The 17,660-nt window shown below is 71.4% G+C and carries 16 protein-coding genes; 5 read left to right on the plus strand and 11 right to left on the minus strand.

The window, feature by feature from the left end; translation table 11 throughout:
* Positions 1 to 35: 35 nt before the first annotated feature.
* Both J3R08_RS29790 and J3R08_RS29795 read right to left on the minus strand, forming a co-directional pair.
* A complete protein-coding gene (locus J3R08_RS29790; RefSeq protein ID WP_043327848.1) occupies positions 36 to 1,094 on the minus strand; it encodes an aspartate-semialdehyde dehydrogenase in 1,059 nt (352 codons plus the stop codon).
* 6 nt (positions 1,095 to 1,100) lie between these two features.
* On the minus strand, positions 1,101 to 2,366 hold the full coding sequence (locus J3R08_RS29795) for an aspartate kinase (RefSeq protein ID WP_030502103.1): 1,266 nt from the start codon (positions 2,364 to 2,366) through the stop codon (positions 1,101 to 1,103).
* A gap of 238 nt (positions 2,367 to 2,604) precedes the next feature.
* Here J3R08_RS29795 and J3R08_RS29800 point away from each other — a divergent pair, with 238 nt between their 5' ends.
* Positions 2,605 to 3,369 (plus strand): hypothetical protein, encoded by a 765-nt coding sequence (locus J3R08_RS29800; protein WP_051611336.1) that lies wholly within the window; start codon positions 2,605 to 2,607, stop codon positions 3,367 to 3,369.
* A 10-nt stretch (positions 3,370 to 3,379) separates the two neighbouring features.
* On the opposite strand, the gene J3R08_RS29805 is transcribed toward J3R08_RS29800, so the two are convergent.
* A complete protein-coding gene (locus tag J3R08_RS29805; protein ID WP_064446810.1) occupies positions 3,380 to 4,366 on the minus strand; it encodes a DUF5937 family protein in 987 nt (328 codons plus the stop codon).
* 71 nt (positions 4,367 to 4,437) lie between these two features.
* On the opposite strand from J3R08_RS29805, the gene J3R08_RS29810 reads away from it, so the two are divergent.
* Together J3R08_RS29810 and leuA are read left to right on the plus strand one after the other, a co-directional pair.
* Positions 4,438 to 5,712 (plus strand): MFS transporter, encoded by a 1,275-nt coding sequence (locus J3R08_RS29810; RefSeq protein ID WP_051611334.1) that lies wholly within the window; start codon positions 4,438 to 4,440, stop codon positions 5,710 to 5,712.
* A 238-nt stretch (positions 5,713 to 5,950) separates the two neighbouring features.
* Positions 5,951 to 7,696 carry a 2-isopropylmalate synthase gene (leuA, locus tag J3R08_RS29815; RefSeq protein ID WP_043327846.1) on the plus strand — a complete coding sequence of 582 codons (1,746 nt, stop codon included), beginning with the start codon at positions 5,951 to 5,953 and terminating at the stop codon, positions 7,694 to 7,696.
* Positions 7,697 to 7,748: 52 nt separating this feature from the next.
* On the opposite strand, the gene J3R08_RS29820 is transcribed toward leuA, so the two are convergent.
* Positions 7,749 to 9,179 carry an MFS transporter gene (locus J3R08_RS29820; protein WP_209963606.1) on the minus strand — a complete coding sequence of 477 codons (1,431 nt, stop codon included), beginning with the start codon at positions 9,177 to 9,179 and terminating at the stop codon, positions 7,749 to 7,751.
* A gap of 108 nt (positions 9,180 to 9,287) precedes the next feature.
* Here J3R08_RS29820 and J3R08_RS29825 point away from each other — a divergent pair, with 108 nt between their 5' ends.
* Together J3R08_RS29825 and J3R08_RS29830 are read left to right on the plus strand one after the other, a co-directional pair.
* Positions 9,288 to 9,947 (plus strand): HNH endonuclease family protein, encoded by a 660-nt coding sequence (locus tag J3R08_RS29825; RefSeq protein WP_069089554.1) that lies wholly within the window; start codon positions 9,288 to 9,290, stop codon positions 9,945 to 9,947.
* On the plus strand, positions 9,929 to 10,375 hold the full coding sequence (locus J3R08_RS29830) for a hypothetical protein (protein ID WP_187693158.1): 447 nt from the start codon (positions 9,929 to 9,931) through the stop codon (positions 10,373 to 10,375). Before J3R08_RS29825 ends, J3R08_RS29830 begins: the two co-directional genes overlap by 19 nt.
* Before the next feature lie 56 nt (positions 10,376 to 10,431).
* Here the strand turns inward: J3R08_RS29830 and J3R08_RS29835 are convergent, their stop codons facing one another.
* From J3R08_RS29835 to J3R08_RS29865, 7 genes are all read right to left on the minus strand, one after another.
* The gene (locus J3R08_RS29835) at positions 10,432 to 11,535 is read right to left on the minus strand and encodes an ABC transporter ATP-binding protein (RefSeq protein ID WP_104114937.1); all 1,104 of its coding nucleotides are present in this window, start codon (positions 11,533 to 11,535) and stop codon (positions 10,432 to 10,434) included.
* Positions 11,532 to 12,647, minus strand: a complete 1,116-nt coding sequence (locus J3R08_RS29840; RefSeq protein WP_069089551.1) for an ABC transporter ATP-binding protein — start codon at positions 12,645 to 12,647, stop codon at positions 11,532 to 11,534. The genes J3R08_RS29835 and J3R08_RS29840 overlap by 4 nt, the downstream gene beginning before the upstream one ends.
* Before the next feature lie 7 nt (positions 12,648 to 12,654).
* Positions 12,655 to 13,623 carry an ABC transporter permease gene (locus tag J3R08_RS29845; RefSeq protein WP_113973605.1) on the minus strand — a complete coding sequence of 323 codons (969 nt, stop codon included), beginning with the start codon at positions 13,621 to 13,623 and terminating at the stop codon, positions 12,655 to 12,657.
* Positions 13,620 to 14,624 carry an ABC transporter permease gene (locus J3R08_RS29850; RefSeq protein WP_069089549.1) on the minus strand — a complete coding sequence of 335 codons (1,005 nt, stop codon included), beginning with the start codon at positions 14,622 to 14,624 and terminating at the stop codon, positions 13,620 to 13,622. Before J3R08_RS29850 ends, J3R08_RS29845 begins: the two co-directional genes overlap by 4 nt.
* A gap of 78 nt (positions 14,625 to 14,702) precedes the next feature.
* Positions 14,703 to 16,367: an ABC transporter substrate-binding protein gene (locus J3R08_RS29855; RefSeq protein ID WP_104114940.1), complete on the minus strand. Its 1,665-nt coding sequence runs from the start codon at positions 16,365 to 16,367 to the stop codon at positions 14,703 to 14,705.
* Between the two features lie 322 nt (positions 16,368 to 16,689).
* A complete protein-coding gene (gene recR, locus J3R08_RS29860; protein ID WP_069088852.1) occupies positions 16,690 to 17,283 on the minus strand; it encodes a recombination mediator RecR in 594 nt (197 codons plus the stop codon).
* Positions 17,284 to 17,291: 8 nt separating this feature from the next.
* Positions 17,292 to 17,600 (minus strand): YbaB/EbfC family nucleoid-associated protein, encoded by a 309-nt coding sequence (locus J3R08_RS29865; protein WP_030502117.1) that lies wholly within the window; start codon positions 17,598 to 17,600, stop codon positions 17,292 to 17,294.
* Between the last annotated feature and the right edge of the window lie 60 nt (positions 17,601 to 17,660).

A 17,660-nucleotide genomic window follows, 5' to 3' on the forward strand; every position in this document is an offset into this window, starting at 1 on the left:
CTTATGCCAAGGCGCGAAGTGCAAGATCGACGGGGCTAGGCGGTGAGTTCCCTGGCGAGGAGTTCGGCGATCTGGGCCGTGTTCAGGGCGGCGCCCTTGCGGAGGTTGTCGCCGGTCACGAAGAGGTCGAGGGCTCTCGGGTCGTCCACCGCGCGGCGGATGCGGCCCACCCAGGACGGGTCGGTGCCGACCGCGTCGATCGGCATCGGGAACTCCCCGGACGCCGGGTCGTCGACCAGGATCACGCCCGGCGCGTTGCGCAGCACCTCGCGGGCTTCCTCGGCGTCCACCTCGGTGGCGAAGACCGCGTGCACGGCGACCGAGTGACCGGTCACCACCGGCACCCGTACGCAGGTGGCGGAGACCTTGAGATCGGGCAGCCCGAGGATCTTGCGGGACTCGTTGCGGAGCTTCAACTCCTCCGACGACCAGCCGTCGTCTGCGAGCGAGCCCGCCCACGGTACGACGTTGAGCGCCAGCGGCGCCGGGAACGGACCCAGCTCGTCGCCGACGGCCTGGCGCACGTCACCGGCGCGGGAGCCGAGCGCCCGGTCCCCGGCGATCTTGCCGAGCTGCAGGTGCAGCGCGTCCACGCCGGCCTGCCCGGCCCCGGACACCGCCTGGTACGACGCGAGCACCAGCTCGCGCAGGCCGTACGCGCGGTGCAGCGGGGCGATCGCCACGATCATGGCCAGCGTGGTGCAGTTGGCGTTGGCGATGATGCCCCGGGGTCGGTTGCGTACCTGGTCGGGGTTGATCTCGGGGACGACGAGCGGCACGTCGCGGTCCATCCGGAACGCGCCGGAGTTGTCGACCACCACCGCGCCGCGCGCGACGGCGACCGGGGCCCACTGCGCCGACACGTCGTCCGGCACGTCGAACATGGCCACGTCGACGCCGTCGAGAGCGTCCGCGGTGAGGGCCTGGACGGTCAGCTCCTCGCCCCGGCACTGCACGCGCCGGCCGGCCGACCGCTCGGAGGCGAGCAGCCGGATCTCGCCCCACACGTTGCGCCGGGAGGAGAGGATCTGGCACATCACCGTACCGACGGCACCTGTCGCCCCGACCACGGCGAGGGTGGGCAGCGACGCCACGGCGCGTTACCGCCCGGTGCCGGCGTAGACGACGGCTTCGGTGTCACCACCCAGCTCGAAGGCGTCGTGGATGGCGCGGACCGCCTTGTCCAGGTCGGTGTCGCGGCAGACCACGGAGACCCGGATCTCCGAGGTGGAGATCATCTCGATGTTGACGCCGGCCGCGCCGAGGGCGGCGAAGAAGCCGGCGGCCACGCCCGGGTGCGAGCGCATGCCGGCGCCGATCAGGCTGACCTTGCCGACGTGGTCGTCGTAGAGCAGGCCCTTGAACTTGACCGTCTCCTGGATCTTGCTGAGCGCGGTCATCGCGGTCGGGCCGTCCGCCTTGGGCAGCGTGAACGAGATGTCGGTGCGGCCGGTGCCCTCGGTGGACACGTTCTGCACGATCATGTCGATGTTGATCTCCGCGCCGGCGACCGTGTCGAAGATGCGCGCGGCGGCGCCCGGCTCGTCGGGCACGCCGACGATCGTGATCTTCGCTTCGCTGCGGTCGTGGGCGACCCCGGTGATCAGTGCCTGTTCCACAGGAAGGTCCTCCATCGATCCGGTGACCATCGTGCCGGTGTTGGTCGAGTATGACGAACGGACGTGGATCGGCAAGCCCGCGCGCCGCGCGTACTCGACGCTGCGCAGATGCAGCACCTTCGCGCCGCAGGCGGCCAGCTCCAGCATCTCCTCGTAGGTGATCCGGGTGATGTGCCGGGCGTTCGGCACGATCCGCGGGTCAGCGGTGAAGATGCCGTCCACATCGGTGTAGATCTCGCAGACGTCCGCCTCCAGCGCGGCGGCGAGCGCCACGGCGGTGGTGTCCGAGCCGCCCCGCCCGAGCGTGGTGACGTCCTTGGTGTCCTGCGAGACGCCCTGGAAGCCGGCCACGATGACCACCGCGCCCTCGTCCAGCGCGCCCTTGAGCCGCCCCGGGGTCACGTCGATGATCCGGGCCCGGCCGTGCACCGAGGTAGTGATCACGCCCGCCTGGGAACCGGTGAACGAGCGGGCCTCGTACCCCAGGTTGTGGATGGCCATGGCGAGCAGCGCCATGGAGATCCGCTCCCCGGCGGTGAGCAGCATGTCCAGCTCGCGGCCGGGCGGCAGCGGGCTGACCTGGTTGGCGAGGTCGAGCAGCTCGTCGGTGGTGTCGCCCATGGCGGACACCACCACGACCACGTCGTCGCCGGCCTTGCGCGCGGCCACGATGCGCTCGGCCACCCGCTTGATCCGCTCGGCGTTGGCGACGGAGGACCCGCCGTACTTCTGCACCACGAGTGCCACGACGGTGCACTCCCTCCCAGCGACGACCCTGAGCGTGCCGACGCCGCCGGGTTTCTCGGTCCGGCGGCGCGTGTCAGACCGCCTCAGCCTATCGGGCGGCCCGCGACGCCGGGTCGGGTGATCCCACCATCCGGCCCCGGCGTGGGGCGGCTCACCAGCCCGGGAGTACGCGACACGCCAAGCGGTACAGCCGTACGGTGGGCTGTCCGCGGCCGCCCGGACGACGCAGAATGAGCCGGTGCACGCTCATCGACGCGCGGCCCGCCGGGCGACCGGCGCGCTCGCGCTCATCCTGCCGACGCTGCTGGCCGCCTGTGTGAACGACCGGCCCGAAACGGCGCCCACCGGCTCCGCCGACCCGGTGCCGGTGCAGGTGGACGCCGCCCGCGACGAGCTGGCCGGGCTGGCCGCCGCCGCGCAGGACCGGCACCACACCGCCGCGTACTCCTTCACCCCGGCCGAAGGCGCTCCCCGCACGGTGGCGGTGACCAGCGCCAACGACGGCAGCTGGCGGGTCGACGTGCCCGGCTGGGGGCGGGACGGGACGGTGGACGTCTCGCTCGCCGCCACCTCCGACGGGCTGTTCCAGTGCGCGCTGCCCTCGGCCGGCTGGACGCAGGCGGCCAGCTGTGTCCGGCTCGGCGACGCCGACGACGCGGTGCCCCGTCGGCTGGACCCCCGGGTGCAGCACCCGTTCACCGACTGGCTGGAGGTGCTGACCGACAGGCGCGCGCCGCTCGCTGTCTCCCCCGCCGCGCCGCTGCCCGGCGTCACCGGCCGGTGCTACTCGGTCGACACGACCTCCGCCTCGCTGAACGCGCCGTTGGACGTGGGCATCTACTGCTTCCGGGAGGACGGCACACCGGCGGCGGTCCGGGCCGGCTTCGGCACGCTGACGCTGACCGGCGAGCCCGGCGCCGCGCCGGGCACCGTCGAACTGGCCGGCGCGGTGACCGACGGCGAGCCGGTGAGCCGGGACGCCCCGAGCCCGGGAGCGCCGTGACGCGTTCCGCTCAGCCGCCACGCGCGGCGCGGAGCAACGCGGCACCGACCTCGGTGTTGCGGTAGAGCACGTGCCGCCCGGCGCGGGACCGGGTGACGAGACCGGCGGCGTGCAGCGCGGAGAGGTGCTGGGACACGTTCCCGGCGGACAGCCCGGTGAGCCGGGCGAGGTCCGTGGTGGTCGTCGCCGCGTCGAGCAGGTTCAGCAGGGCGGCCCGGCCGCCGCCGACCACCCGGGCGAGCGCGTCGCCGGCCGGTTCAGGTCCGCGTTCCCACAGCGTCCCGACCGCCCGAACCGGGTACGCCGCGGCCGGCAACGAGTCCTCCAGCAGGTTCCACAGCACCCGCTGGCGGCTGAACACGCTCGGGTTCAACGCCAGCCCTCGCCCCCGCAGGTCGAAGTCCCGCTCGAACGGGTCGTCGCTGACCACCCGGTCGCCGAGCCACCGCAGGCCAGGGTGGAGCCGCTCGAACAGATTCCCCGTCCCGCCCTCGGCGAGCTGGGCCGCCCGGTACGCGACGTCGGCGTCGAGCACCGCTCGCATCCGCGGCCAGTCCGGGGCGATCGCCTCGTCGTACCAGACCCGCATCGCCTCGACGAGCGGCGGCAACAGCTCGGTCGGGTCGGCGAGCAACGCCCGCCCGAACGGGCGTAGTGGTCCGCTCGGCGTGGTCGCCAGCAGGTCCCGGACCACCACGTCGGGCGGCGTCGCGGCGATCTGGTCGAGCTGGCCGTCCATCTCCACCCCGGGGCGGGCCGCCGGGGTGAGGAAGTCGGGCAGCCAGCGGCGCGGCAGGGTGAGGTGCACCAGCGGAGCGACCCGCTCGGCCACCTCCGGGCGGCGCAGCGTCGCCCGAGCCCGGTCGATCCACTGCAGGTGCACCGGATAGCGGGCCGGATCGGCGAGCGCCCACAGGCTCATGACCGTCTCGTTGGCCGGCGACACACCGAACCGCACGCCCGCGACGTCGGCCAGCGTGAACCGCAACTCGGACATGCGCACCCCCCGATTCGACTCAGCCTAAAAGGCTCGACCGGCGCGTGGGGGGCACGATCTGCTCATCGGTCATGGGGGCCAGAGAGAGCATCCGCACCGCCGTCCGCGACGTCGTACCACCGGCCGGGCTGACCCGCGCCCTGGCCGTGCAGGCGATGGTCTACGCCGTCGGCACCGGACTGTTCCAGGCGGGCAGCGCCGTGTTCTTCACCCGGGCGCTCGGGCTGAGTCCGGCCCAGGTGGGTCTCGGCCTCTCCCTCGCCGCCGGCGCGTCACTGCTCGGCACCGTGCCGCTGGGCGGGCTCACCGACCGGTACGGGCCGCAGCGGGTGTGGATCGTCTGCCTGTTGCTGGACGCGGCGCTGTTCGCGGCGTACCCGTTCGTCGGCGGCTTCGCCGGGTTCCTCGCGGTGGTGATCGCGCTGGCCGTGACGGGCGCGGCGACCGGCGTGGCCCGCCAGGTCTACTCGATCAACGTGCTGCGCCCGGAGGAACGGGTCACCGCCATGGCCTACCAGCGCTCCTCGCTGAACGTCGGCTTCGGGATCGGCGCGCTGATCAGCGGCCTGGTGCTGGCCGTCGACACGATCTGGGCGTACCGCGGGATGGTCTGGTTCATCGCCGTGGTCTTCCTGGTGACCGCCGGTTTCGTCCGCCGGCTGCCGCGACTGCCGGAGGTGACCCGCACGGCCGAGCCGATGAGCCGGCTGGCGGTGCTGCGGGACCGGCCGTTCATGACCGTCGCGCTGCTCTCCGGGCTGCTCACCGCGCACCAGACGCTCTACCTGACGGTGATGCCGCTGTGGATCCTCACCCACACCGACGCGCCGAAGACGATCATCGCCGGGCTGGTGCTGCTCAACACCGTGCTGATCGTGCTGTTCCAGGTACGCGCCAGCCGGGGCGCGGACGACGCGCCGGGCGCGGCCCGTGCGTCCCGTCGGGGCGCGGTTTTGATCGCCCTGTTCTGCCTGGTCCTGCCGATTTCCGGCGCGACCCGGGGAGCGCTCACCGTGGTCGCGCTGGTGGCCGCCGCGACACTGCTCATCCTGGCGGAGCTGATCGAGTCGGCGGGCGCCTGGGGACTCACCGCCACGCTGCCACCCGCCGCCCAGCGCGGCGCGTACGTCGGCGCGTTCGGGCTCGGCTCCCAGTTGCAGTTCCTGATCGCTCCGGCCGGGCTGACCGCGCTCGGCGTGAGCACCGGCGGCTGGGGCTGGTACCCGGCCTCGGCGATCTTCATCCTCGTCGGACTGGCGATCGTGCCCGCGGTGACCCGGGCGGAACGGACACCTCGGCTACCGGACGTGGCGAAGCCCTCCGGCTCCGTGACTCTGGTCCCATAGTCCGGACCAGCCTTCCCACCGCACGTCCCACCACGTAGGGTGACCTTGTCATGTGGCGCGCGTACCTTCTCCTTGGCTGCCGCGACGAGGCCTGACCGGCCGGCACCTCGTCGCGGAGTCGCTACGCGCCGTCCAGCACATCCGATCTTCTTCTCGGCACCGCCGCGCACCGTCGCCCGGCATTCCGCCGACACCTTTCCGATCTGCTGACGCCACATGTTCCAGGGAGCACTCCGAGATGGCTCAACCTGTCACCGCCACCGATCCGTTCGCCAGCCAGCGCCCCAGCCGGATGCCGGTCCACCGCTACGTCCCGTACGACCGTGAGTTCGGCGTCGACCTGCCGGACCGCTCCTGGCCCACCCGCCGCGTCGAGGCCGCGCCCCGCTGGTGCGCAGTCGACCTCCGCGACGGCAACCAGGCGCTGATCGACCCGATGTCGCCCGAGCGCAAGCGGCGGATGTTCCAGCTGCTGGTGCAGATGGGCTACAAGGAGATCGAGGTCGGCTTCCCGTCGGCGAGCCAGACCGACTACGACTTCGTACGGCAGCTGATCGAGCAGGACCTGATCCCGGAGGACGTCACCATCCAGGTGCTGACCCAGTGCCGGGAGCACCTGATCGAGCGGACCTTCGAGTCGCTGCGCGGCGCCCGCCGGGCCATCGTGCACTTCTACAACTCCACCTCGACGCTGCAGCGCCGGGTGGTCTTCGGCCTGGACCGCGACGGCATCACCGACATCGCCACCCAGGGCGCGCGGCTGTGCCAGAAGTACGCGGAGATCCACACCCCGGACACCGACATCCACTACGAGTACTCGCCGGAGTCGTACACGGGCACCGAGCTGGAGTACGCGCTGGAGGTCTGCTCGGCGGTGATCGACGTGATCGACCCGACGCCGGACCGGAAGCTGATCATCAACCTGCCGGCCACGGTCGAGATGGCGATGCCGAACGTCTACGCCGACTCGATCGAGTGGATGCACCGGCGTCTGCCCCGGCGGGACAGCCTGGTGCTGAGCCTGCACCCGCACAACGACCGGGGCACCGGCGTGGCCGCCGCCGAGCTGGGCCTGCTGGCCGGCGCGGACCGGATCGAGGGCTGCCTGTTCGGCAACGGTGAGCGCACCGGCAACGTCGACCTGGTGACGCTGGGCCTGAACATGTTCTCCCAGGGCATCGACCCGATGATCGACTTCTCGAACATCGACGAGATCAAGCGCGCCGTCGAGTACTGCAACCAGCTGCCGGTGCACGAGCGCCACCCGTACGCGGGCGACCTGGTCTACACCGCGTTCTCCGGCTCCCACCAGGACGCGATCAACAAGGGCTTCGCCGCGCTGAACGCCGACGCGGCGGCGGCCGGGGTGCCGGTGGACGACTTCACCTGGGCGGTGCCCTACCTGCCGATCGACCCGAAGGACCTGGGCCGCACCTACGAGGCGGTCATCCGGGTCAACTCGCAGTCCGGCAAGGGCGGCGTCGCGTACATCATGAAGACCGAGCACCAGCTCGACCTGCCGCGCCGCCTCCAGATCGAGTTCTCCGGCGTGGTGCAGCAGGTCACCGACCACGACGGCGGCGAGGTCGAGCCGGGCTCGATGTGGGATATCTTCGCCCGCAACTACCTGGTCGACCACCAGGTCGACCCGGCCGTGAAGCTGGCCGAGTACACCATCGGCACCGTCGACGGCAAGGTCGAGATCGACGCCCGCGTCGGCTTCGGCGGGGAGACCCGCGCGCTGACCTCCGTCGGCAACGGCCCGATCGACGCGTACGTCAACGCGCTGCAGTCCCTGGGCGTGGCGGTACGGGTGCTCGACTACCACGAGCACGCGCTGTCCTCCGGTGGGGACGCGCAGGCCGCCGCGTACGTGGAGTGCGAGGTGGACGGCCGTACGGTGTGGGGCGTCGGGGTGGACGCGAACATCGTCACCGCCTCGATCAAGGCGGTCACGAGCGCGGTGAACCGCACCCGCGCCTGAGGTGTAAGGAAGGGCCCCTTCTTAACGCATTCTGCATAGGAGGGGGCCCTTCTTAACGCTTCCGCCCGGGGCGGTGGATCAGCACGGCGGCTAGCACCGCGCCGGCGAGCAGCAGCCCCGCGCACCACGCCAACGCCCCCCGGTACGCGACTGCGAGCGCGCCCTTCTGCTCGTACCCGGTGCCCGACAGCCCGACCAGCAGCGGCAGCGCGGCCACCGCGAGCAGGCCGCCGGCCCGGGACGCGGCGTTGTTGAAGCCGCTCGCCACCCCGGCGAACCGGTCCGAGACCGCGCCGAGCACCGACGTGGTCAGCGGCGCGACCACGAGCGTGAGCCCGGCGCCGAACAGCGCCACGCCCGGCAGCACGTCCACCCAGTACGACGCACCAGGCCCGACCCGGCGCAGCAGCAGCAGACCCACGGCGGCGATCACCGGGCCGACGGTGAGCGGCAGCCGGGGGCCGATGCGGGCCGACAGCGCGCCCGCGCGCGGCGAGCCGACCAGCAGCAGCACCGTCATCGGCACTGTGGCCAGGCCGGTGAGCAGCGCCGACCAGCCGACCACGTTCTGCAGGTAGACGGCGAGGAAGAAGGTGAACCCGCCGAGCGCGGCGTACACCACGACGGTGAAGACGTTCAGCACGGAGAACAGCCGGCTGGAGAACAGCCCGGTGGGCAGCATCGCGGTGTCGCCACGCCGCCGCTCGACCAGCACGAACACCACCACGGCGACCACCCCGAGCACTGCCGCGACCAGCACCGCCGGGGAGGCGCCGCGCGCCGGGGCGTCGATCAGCGCGTACGTGACTCCGCCGAGCGCGAGCGCGCCGAGCAGCGCACCGGCCACGTCGAACCGCCGCCCCTTTCCGGTACGAGACGCCGCCTCGTCGCGGCTCTCCGGCACCCAGCGCAGCGCGGCGAACACCACGCCCACGGCCAACGGCAGGTTGACGAAGAAGATCCACCGCCAGGAGAGCGTGTCGATGAGCCAGCCGCCGAGCAGCGGGCCGAGCGCTGTGGACACGCCGGACAGTCCGGACCAGGTGCCGATGGCCCGGCCCCTGTCGTCCGGGTGGAAGCTGGCCTGGAGCACCGACAGCGACCCGGGGGTGAGCAGCGCCCCGCCTGCGCCCTGGAGGAACCGGGCGGCGATGAGCCAGCCGGTGTCCTGGGCGAGCCCGCAGAGCACCGACGCCACCGCGAACCAGACCACGCCGAGCAGGAAGATGCGCCGCCGCCCGAACCGGTCCCCGAGCGCGCCGCCGAGCAGCACGAACGCGGCAAGCATGAGCAGGTAGCCGTTCACGGTCCACTGCAGACCGGCGACGGTGGCGTCCAGCTCCGCGCCGAGGCGCGGCAGCGCGACGTTGACGACAGTGCTGTCGAGGAACACCATGCCGGAGGCGAGGATCGCGGCGAGCAGCGTGCCGCGTCCGGCGGCGGAGCCGGTACGCAGGGCGGGAGCGGGTGCGGGTGCGGTCACGTCTCACCACTCTGCCCGCCGCCCATCCTCGACGCCACGAATCGCAGAAACCGCCGCCGGGTACTGTGCGGACTCGCCCGGAGCACGCAAGCTGGAGAGGTGTCGTCTGTGCGTACGAGATCAGGAGCCCGAGCCGGGCTGGCGGCCGCGCTGAGCGCGGTGCTCGCCCTCGGCGTGGCCGGCTGCGAGGTGTCGGTCACCGAGCCGGAGGCGCCGCCGAGCGCCGCCGGGAACGTCAACAAGCAGCTCGGTGAGCTGACAGTGGCCACCGCCGGGTCGATGAAGGGCTACAGCCGTTCCCGCTTCCCGCACTGGCGGGGCACCGGCAAGAACTGCGACGTACGCGACAGCGTGCTGCAGCGCGACGGCGAGGACATCAAGCTGTCCGGCTGCAACGTGGTGGGTGGCCGGTGGGAGAGCGTCTACGACGGGGTGGTGCTGACCGATCCGTCGGGCGTGGACATCGACCACACGGTGCCGCTGGCCGCCGCGTGGCGGTCGGGCGCGGACGAGTGGGACGACTCGAAGCGCGGCGACTTCGCCAACGACCTGACCCGGCCGCAGCTCATCGCGGTTTCGGCGCGGTCCAACCGGGCAAAGGGTGACCAGGATCCGTCCCAGTGGAAGCCGCCGAACCGGTCGTCCTGGTGTCAGTACGCGGCGGACTGGGTGACGGTCAAGCACTACTGGCGGCTGACTGTGACAAGTGCCGAGAAGGCCGCTCTCACCGACATGCTGGAGGGCTGCACATGGGCGAGCAAACCGTGACCGGGCCGGACGCCACACCGGCCCCGGCGGGCACGCCGGAGACAGACGCCGCACCCGCCGGTCCGGCCTCGGCCGGGATGACGGCGGACGGCCGGCAGCCGGAGTCGGCGGACGTCGCCGGGGCGGGCATGACCGCCGACGCGGTGCCGGGGGCGCCGGCCGGGGGCGCGCCGGCCGGAGCGGCGGACCGGACCACCGACATCGTCCCCGGTCCGGGCGGGGTCATGACCGACGAGGTGGGCGTGGTGACCGGCGAGCTGACGCTGCGCACCGAGCACGCCGACGGCCGGGTGACGCTGCGGGTGCAGTACAAGGACGCCGACGAGTGGTACGCGGTCACCGGCGGTTCCGCGCCGCTGGCCGACCCGGCGGCGCTGGACGCCGTGCACACGATCGCGGTGGGGCTGCTCAACCGCCCCGAGGGCTGACCGACAGACAAAAGGCGCGTCCCCACCCGGCCCGGTGGGGACGCGCCTTTGTCGGATCAGACGTACGAGCCGGGCTCGCTGGGCGCGGAGACCACGCCCGGCTCCTCACCCTCGCCCTCCGGCCGGGTGATCTTCGCGGTCACCTCGTGCGGGCGCAGCTCACCGGCGGCGATCTGCTCGGCCCAGTGGCAGGCCACCCGGCTGGCGCCGATCTGGCGCAGCTCCGGCCGCTCGTCGGCGCAGCGGGTCGGCTGCGCCCACGGGCAGCGGGTGTGGAACCGGCAACCCGACGGCGGGTTGGCCGGCGACGGCAGGTCCCCGGCGAGCAGGATGCGCTCGCGCCGGTCCTCCACGTCCGGGTCCGGCACCGGGACCGCCGACATCAGCGCCCGGGTGTACGGGTGCAGCGGCTCGGTGTAGAGCCGGTCGCTCGGCGCCTCCTCGACCAGCGCGCCCAGGTACATCACGCCGACGATGTCGGAGATGTGCCGCACCACCGCCAGGTCGTGCGCGATGACCAGGTAGGTCAGGCCGAGGCTGTCCTGGAGTTCGTCCAGCAGGTTCACCACCTGCGCCTGGATCGACACGTCGAGCGCGGAGACCGGCTCGTCGGCGACGATCAGCTCCGGGCCGAGGACGAGCGCGCGGGCGATGCCGATGCGCTGGCGCTGGCCGCCGGAGAACTCGTGCGGGTAGCGGGACAGCGCCCACTTGGGCAGTCCCACCGCGTCCAGCGTCTCACCGATGATCCGCCGCCGGTCGTTGCGGTCGGTGCCGATGCCGTGGGTCTGGAGGCCCTCGGTGAGGATCGACTCGACGTTCTGCCGGGGGTCCAGGCTGGACATCGGGTCCTGGAAGATCATCTGCATCCGGCGGCGCATCGTCCGCAGCTTGCCGGCCGGCAGCGTGGTCAGCTCGACGCCGTCGAACTGCACCTCGCCGGCGGTCGGCGGGGTGAGCTGCAGCAGCGCCCGGCCGAGCGTGGACTTGCCGCAGCCCGACTCGCCCACCAGCCCGTACGTCTTGCCGCGCGGGATGCTCAGGTCGACCCCGTCGACGGCTTTGACGTGCCCGACGGTCCGGTCGAAGAGCACGCCCCGCCGGATCGGGAAGTGCACCTTCAGGTCGCGGACCTCGACGAGGATGTCGTTGTCGCTCATGGGGTCTCCTCCTCGCGCGGTGCCGGTCCGAAACCGGGCGCCGCGGGCGGGTCGGCCGGCTCGGCCTGGGCCGGCACCGTACCCGGCTCGGCGGTCGTCGGCGCGGTGGCCCGGACCTCCGCCTCCGGGGTCAGGCCGGGGATCGGCACCGGGTTGACGCAGCGGTAGCTGCGCGCGTCGTGGGTGAGCACCAGTTCCGGCGGCTCGCCCACGCACTCGTCGACACGGCGGGCGCAGCGCGGGGCGAACGCGCAGCCGTCCGGCCAGGGCAGCACGTCGCGCACCGAGCCGGGGATGGGGTTGAGCCGTTCGCCACGGCCGGCGTCCAGGCGGGGCACCGAAGCGAGCAACCCCTCGGTGTACGGGTGCCGGGGCTGGCGGAAGAGCGGACGGCGGGTGGCCGTCTCCACCACCCGGCCGGCGTAGAGCACGTTGATGGTGTCGCACATGCCGGCCACCACGCCGAGGTCGTGGGTGATCATCACCAGCGCGGTGCCGGAGTCGCGGACCAGGTCCTTCAGCAACTCCAGGATCTGCGCCTGGATGGTGACGTCGAGCGCGGTGGTCGGCTCGTCGGCGATCAGCAGCCGGGGCTGGCAGGCGACCGCCATGGCGATCAGCGCCCGCTGCCGCATGCCGCCGGAGAGCTGGTGCGGGTACTCCTTGAGCCGGCGGCGCGGGTCCGGGATGCCCACCCGGTCGAGCAGCTCGGCGGCCTCCTTGGCGGCCGCCTCGCCCTTCATCCCCCGGTGGCGGGTCAGCACCTCGGTCACCTGCAGCCCGATCGGGATGACCGGGTTCAGCGAGGAGAGCGGGTCCTGGAAGATCATCGCCACGTCCCGGCCGCGGATGTCGCGGCGGGACCGGTCGTCGAGCTGGAGCAGGTCGGTGCCGTCGAAGACCGCCTTGCCGCCGACCCGCAGGCCCGGCTGCTTGGGCAGCAGCCCCATGATCGCCAGCGACGTGACGCTCTTGCCGCAGCCGGACTCGCCGACCAGGCCGACCACCTCGCCGGCGTCGACCGAGAAGGACACCCCGTCCACCGCGCGCACGGTGCGCTGCCCACGCCGGGCGAACGTGACGGAGAGGTCGTCCACTTCGAGCAGTGCCATGAGAGACCTACTTCCGCAGCTTCGGGTCGAGGGCCTCGCGCATCGCCTCGCCGAGCAGGGTGAAACCGAGCGCGGTGATGATGATGCCGAGCGCCGGGTAGATCGCCAGGCCCGGCCGGATGCCCAGGTACGGCTGCGCGTCGGCGAGCATGACGCCCCACTCCGGGATGGCCGAGTCGGGGTTGCCGAGGCCGAGGAAGGAGAGCGCGGCGGCCTCGATGATCGCGGTCGCCAGCGTCAGCGTGGCCTGGACGATGACCGGGGCGATCGAGTTCGGCACCACGTGGGTGAGGGCGATCTTCGACCGCTTCACGCCGAGCGCCGTCGCCGCCAGCACGTAGTCGCTGTTGGACTGCGCGATCATCGAGCCGCGCAGCAGCCGGGCGAAGATCGGCACGGACACCACACCGACGGCGATCATCACGGTGGTGAGGCTGGCGCCGAGCAGCGCCGCGATACTCACCGCGAGCAGCAGGCTCGGCATGGCCAGCAGCATGTCGATGAAGCGCATCAGGGTGCTGTCGATCCAGCGGCCCCAGCGTCCGCCCAGCCCGGCCGCCGCGCCGGCGACGCCGCCGATCAGCGCGCCGACCGCGAGACCGATCAGGGTGGAGACCACGCCGACGAGCAGCGTCTGCCGGGCCCCGACGACCAGCCGGCTGAACTCGTCCCGGCCCTGGTGGTCGAAGCCCAGCCAGTGGTCGGCGGAGGCGCCCGGGATGACGCCCTGGCCGGACTTGACCAGCCCTTCCCGGATGCCGATCGAGTCCGTCGGGCTGTACGGGACGAAGAACGGCCCGATCACCGCGACCAGGACGAAGACGGCCAGGATGACGACGCCGATGATGGCCGCCGGGTTGCGCCGCAGGCGGCGGAACGCCTCCTTCCAGAGGCTCACCCCCTGCTCGTCCTCGCGGGCGGACAGTTCGGCGAGCCGGTCGATCTTCTCGCGCTTCTTGCCTCCGGTGATGGTCATCGCACCCTCACCCTCGGGTCGATCACGCTGTAGGAGAGGTCGACCAGGAGATTCACCAGCACGTACACCACCGCAATGATCATGATGAAGCCCATCAGCACCGGATAGTCGCGCTGGCTGATCGACTCGGCGACGAACGCGCCGATGCCGCTGAAGGCGAACACGGTCTCGGTGAGCACCGCGCCGGAGAGCAGGAGACCGGTCTGCAGACCGATCGAGGTGGCCACCGGCAGCATCGCGTTACGCAGCACGTGCCGGCGACGGACGGTCCGCTCGGTCAGCCCCTTGGCCTCGGCGGTCCGGACGAAGTCCTCGTTGAGCACCTCCAGGACGCTGGCCCGGGTGATCCGGACGATGATCGCGAGCGGGATGCTCGCCAGCGCGATGCCCGGCAGCACGAGGTGCCAGAGCGCGTCGGCGGCGGCGTCCCACTCGCGGGTCATGATCCCGTCGAGGACGAAGAAGTTGGTGACCCGGGTCGCCCCGATGGTCGGGTCCTGCCGGCCACTGGAGGGGAACCAGCCCAGGTTCTCGGCGAAGATCGCCTTGAGCACGTACGCCAGGAAGAAGACCGGGATGCAGATGCCGATGAGCGATCCGCCGACCGAGGCGTGGTCGAGGAACCGGCCGCGGCGGCGGGCGGCGAGGTAGCCGAGCGGGATCCCGATGCCGACCGCGAGGATCATGGCCATGACGGTCAGCTCGACGGTGCCGGGGAACCGCTCCAGGAACTCCGTGGTGACGGCCCGCTTCGTGCCGGTCGACGTGCCCAGGTCGAGCCGGATCATCCGCCGCAGGAAACGGGCGTACTGAACCAGGATCGGCTCGTCGAGACCGAGGTTGCGCCGGATCGCGGCGCGCGACTCGGGCGTGCCCCGTTCACCGAGGATCGCGGTCTCGGGACCGCCGGGAAGTCGGCGGAGCCAGATGAACAGCAAAACGGAGAGCCCGAACAGCGTGGGTATCAGCTGTAGCAGGCGTCTGACGATGAACCGGAACACGGGCGCCTCGGAGGGTGTGCGGAGGGGTGCGGGCGGGCGCTGTGGTCACAGCGCCCGCCCGCGTACGGTGCGTTCAGATCACTTGAACTCTGCGCTCGAGTACCGCTCGTCGGTGAGCGGGCTCGCCTTGACCCCGGTCACGTCCTTGCCGAACACGATCGCCGGCGGGGAGTGCGAGATCGGCACACCCGGCAGGAAGTCCATGATCGTCTTGTTCAGCGCCTTGTACTTCTCCGTCCGGGCCGCCACGTCGGCGGTGGTGTCGGCGTCCTTGAACTGCGCGAAGAGCGCGGGGTTGTTGAAGCCCCACTCGTCCTTCTGGCGGTCGAAGAAGGTGCCGATGAAGTTGTACGCGTCGCCGTAGTCACCGGTCCAGCCGAGGAAGTGCAGGTCGTGCTTGTTGCCGGAGGTGGTGGCGTTCAGGTAGTCCGGGCTCCACTTGAGCGGGATGGCCTGGACGTTGATGCCGACCGCCTTGAGGTCCGCCGAGAGCAACTCGAAGATGTCCTTCGGGTTCGGCATGTACGGCCGGGTGACCTCGGTCGGGTAGTGGAACCGCAGCGTCAGGTTCGACGCGCCCGCCTCGGCCAGCAGAGCCTTGGCCTTGGCCGGGTCGTAGTCGTACTTGGTGACGTCGCCGTTCCAGCCCTCGACGGTGTCGGGGAAGAAGTTCATCGCGACCTTGGCGCCCGGGGGGAGCTTCGAGTCGACCAGGGCCTGCCGGTTCAGCGCGTGCGCGATGGCCTGCCGGACCTTGAGGTCGGCCAGCTTCGGGTTCCCCTTCTGGTTGATCGCCAGGTAGAGGATGTTGAAGGCGGGCCGGGTGAGGACGTTGAAGCCCTCCTTCTTCAGCGGCTCCACGTCCGCCGGGCCGACCAGGTCGTAGCCCTGGATGTCACCCGAGCGGAGCGCCTGCTTGCGGGCGTTCTCGTCCGAGATCGTCTTGAAGATGATGGTCTTCAGCTTGGCCTTTTCGCCGTGGTAGTCGTCGTTGCGCTCGATGGTGAGCGTCTTGTTCGCGATGTCCCACGCCTTGAACTTGAACGGGCCGGTGCCGGTCGGGTGCTCCATCGCGTACGCCGGGTACTTGATGTCCTCGGCGGTGCCGGTCACGTTGCTGGCGTCGTACTGCTCCATCGCCTTGGGGCTCTGGATCGAGAACGACGGCAGCATCAGCGCGGCCGGGATCTTGCTGGAGACCCGGGTGAACGTGAGGTCCACAGTGGTGGCGTCCTTGGCGGTGCAGGACTTGAAGAGGCTCGGCCCCAGCTCCGGGTCCTCGTTCTTGGCGAACCCGCCCATGACGTCCTGCCAGTACGCGGTCACGTCCGGGCTCTGCATGAGGCCCTTGGCGTTGTACCAGCGGTCGAAGTTGGCGCAGACGGCCTCGGCGTTGAAGTCGGTGCCGTCGTGGAACTTCACGCCCGAGCGGAGCTTGAAGGTCCAGGTGGTGCCCGCCGCGTCCGGCGTCCAGGACTCCGCGAGGCCCGGCGTCACCTTGGTGCCGCCCTCCTCCGGACGGACCAGCGTCTCGAAGACCTGGCGCGCCACGCGCAGCGACTCACCGTCGCTGGCGAAGCTGGGGTCGAGCACCTTCGGGTCTCCGGCGACGCCGAAGACGAGGGTGTCCTTCTTGCTATTTCCTCCGGAGCCGCTCTCACGGTCGCTCTCGGCGCAGCCTGCAACCGCGAGGGCCGCGACCGCGACGGCCGCGATTGCGACCTTCGGCCTGGATGCACGCATGGTGCTTCACCTCGTCCTTGGGGGTACGGACAACGTGGTGACAGGGTCACCGATGTGCGCAGACCTTAGCCCTCGGGTGGACGGCGCGGAAACGGGCGGGGGGCGGGTTGGTATCGAATCGTGTCTGTTCTGGATCGAGGCATTCGATTCGAAGGAGAACACTGCCTAGCGCCGAATTTTCGTCGGTTTGAAGGCCGAATTTATTACGTCGATCCGGTCCCGGACGCACGTTCGTGTCAGATCGGCGCGCGCCGGGTTCCAGCGCGCGAACACGTCCGGCGGGCACCCCGCAGGGCACCCGCCGGAAGCGACGCGGCACAACTCAGACGGCTCGGCGCCCCTCGAACGCGCGGCCCAGCGTGATCTCGTCGGCGTACTCCAGATCGCCGCCGACCGGCAGCCCACTCGCCAGCCGGGTCACCGCGATCCCCATCGGCTTGACCATCAGCGCCAGATAGGTGGCGGTCGCCTCGCCCTCGGTGTTCGGGTCGGTGGCCAGGATCAGCTCACGTACCGAACCACTGCCGAGGCGCGTCATCAGCTCACGGATCCGCAGGTTGTCCGGACCGATGCCCTCCAGCGGATTGATCGCGCCACCGAGCACGTGGTAGCGCCCGCGGAACTCCCCGGTCCGCTCGATCGCCACCACGTCCTTGGGCTCCTCGACCACGCAGAGCACCTCGTCGGTACGCCGGGGATCGCGGCAGATCCGGCACTGCTCCGACTCGGCCACGTTGTAGCAGGTCGTGCAGAACCGGACCAGGTCCTTGACCTTGCGCAGCGCGCCGGCCAGCCGGTTCACGTCGGCCGGATCCGCCGACAGCACATGGAACGCGATCCGCTGGGCGCTCTTCGGGCCCACGCCCGGCAGCCGGCCCAGCTCGTCGATCAGGTCCTGGATGGCACCCTCGTACATCTGCCGGCTCAGAACCCGGGCAGGCCGAGGCCGCCCATGCCGCCCGCGACCGGGCCCATCTTCTTCTCGGTCAGCTCGCGGGCCGCCTCGGCGGCGTTGTGCACGGCCGCGACCACCAGGTCCTCGAGCGTCTCGACGTCCTCTGGGTCGACCGCCTTCGGGTCGATCTTGATCGCCTTCAGCTCACCGGTGCCGGCGACGGTGGCGGTGACCAGGCCACCGCCGGCGGTGCCGGTCAGCTCCGCCTCGGCCAGCTCGGCCTGGGCCTTGGCGATCTGCTGCTGCATCTTCTGCGCCTGCTTCAGCATCTGCTGCATGTTCGGCTGTCCACCTGGGCGCACGGACCGCTCCTTCTTCCACTCGTCTGCTCGGCCGCG

Origin of the sequence: Micromonospora sp. HB375 (assembly GCF_017872985.1) — a bacterium.
Classification (GTDB): domain Bacteria; phylum Actinomycetota; class Actinomycetes; order Mycobacteriales; family Micromonosporaceae; genus Micromonospora; species Micromonospora chalcea.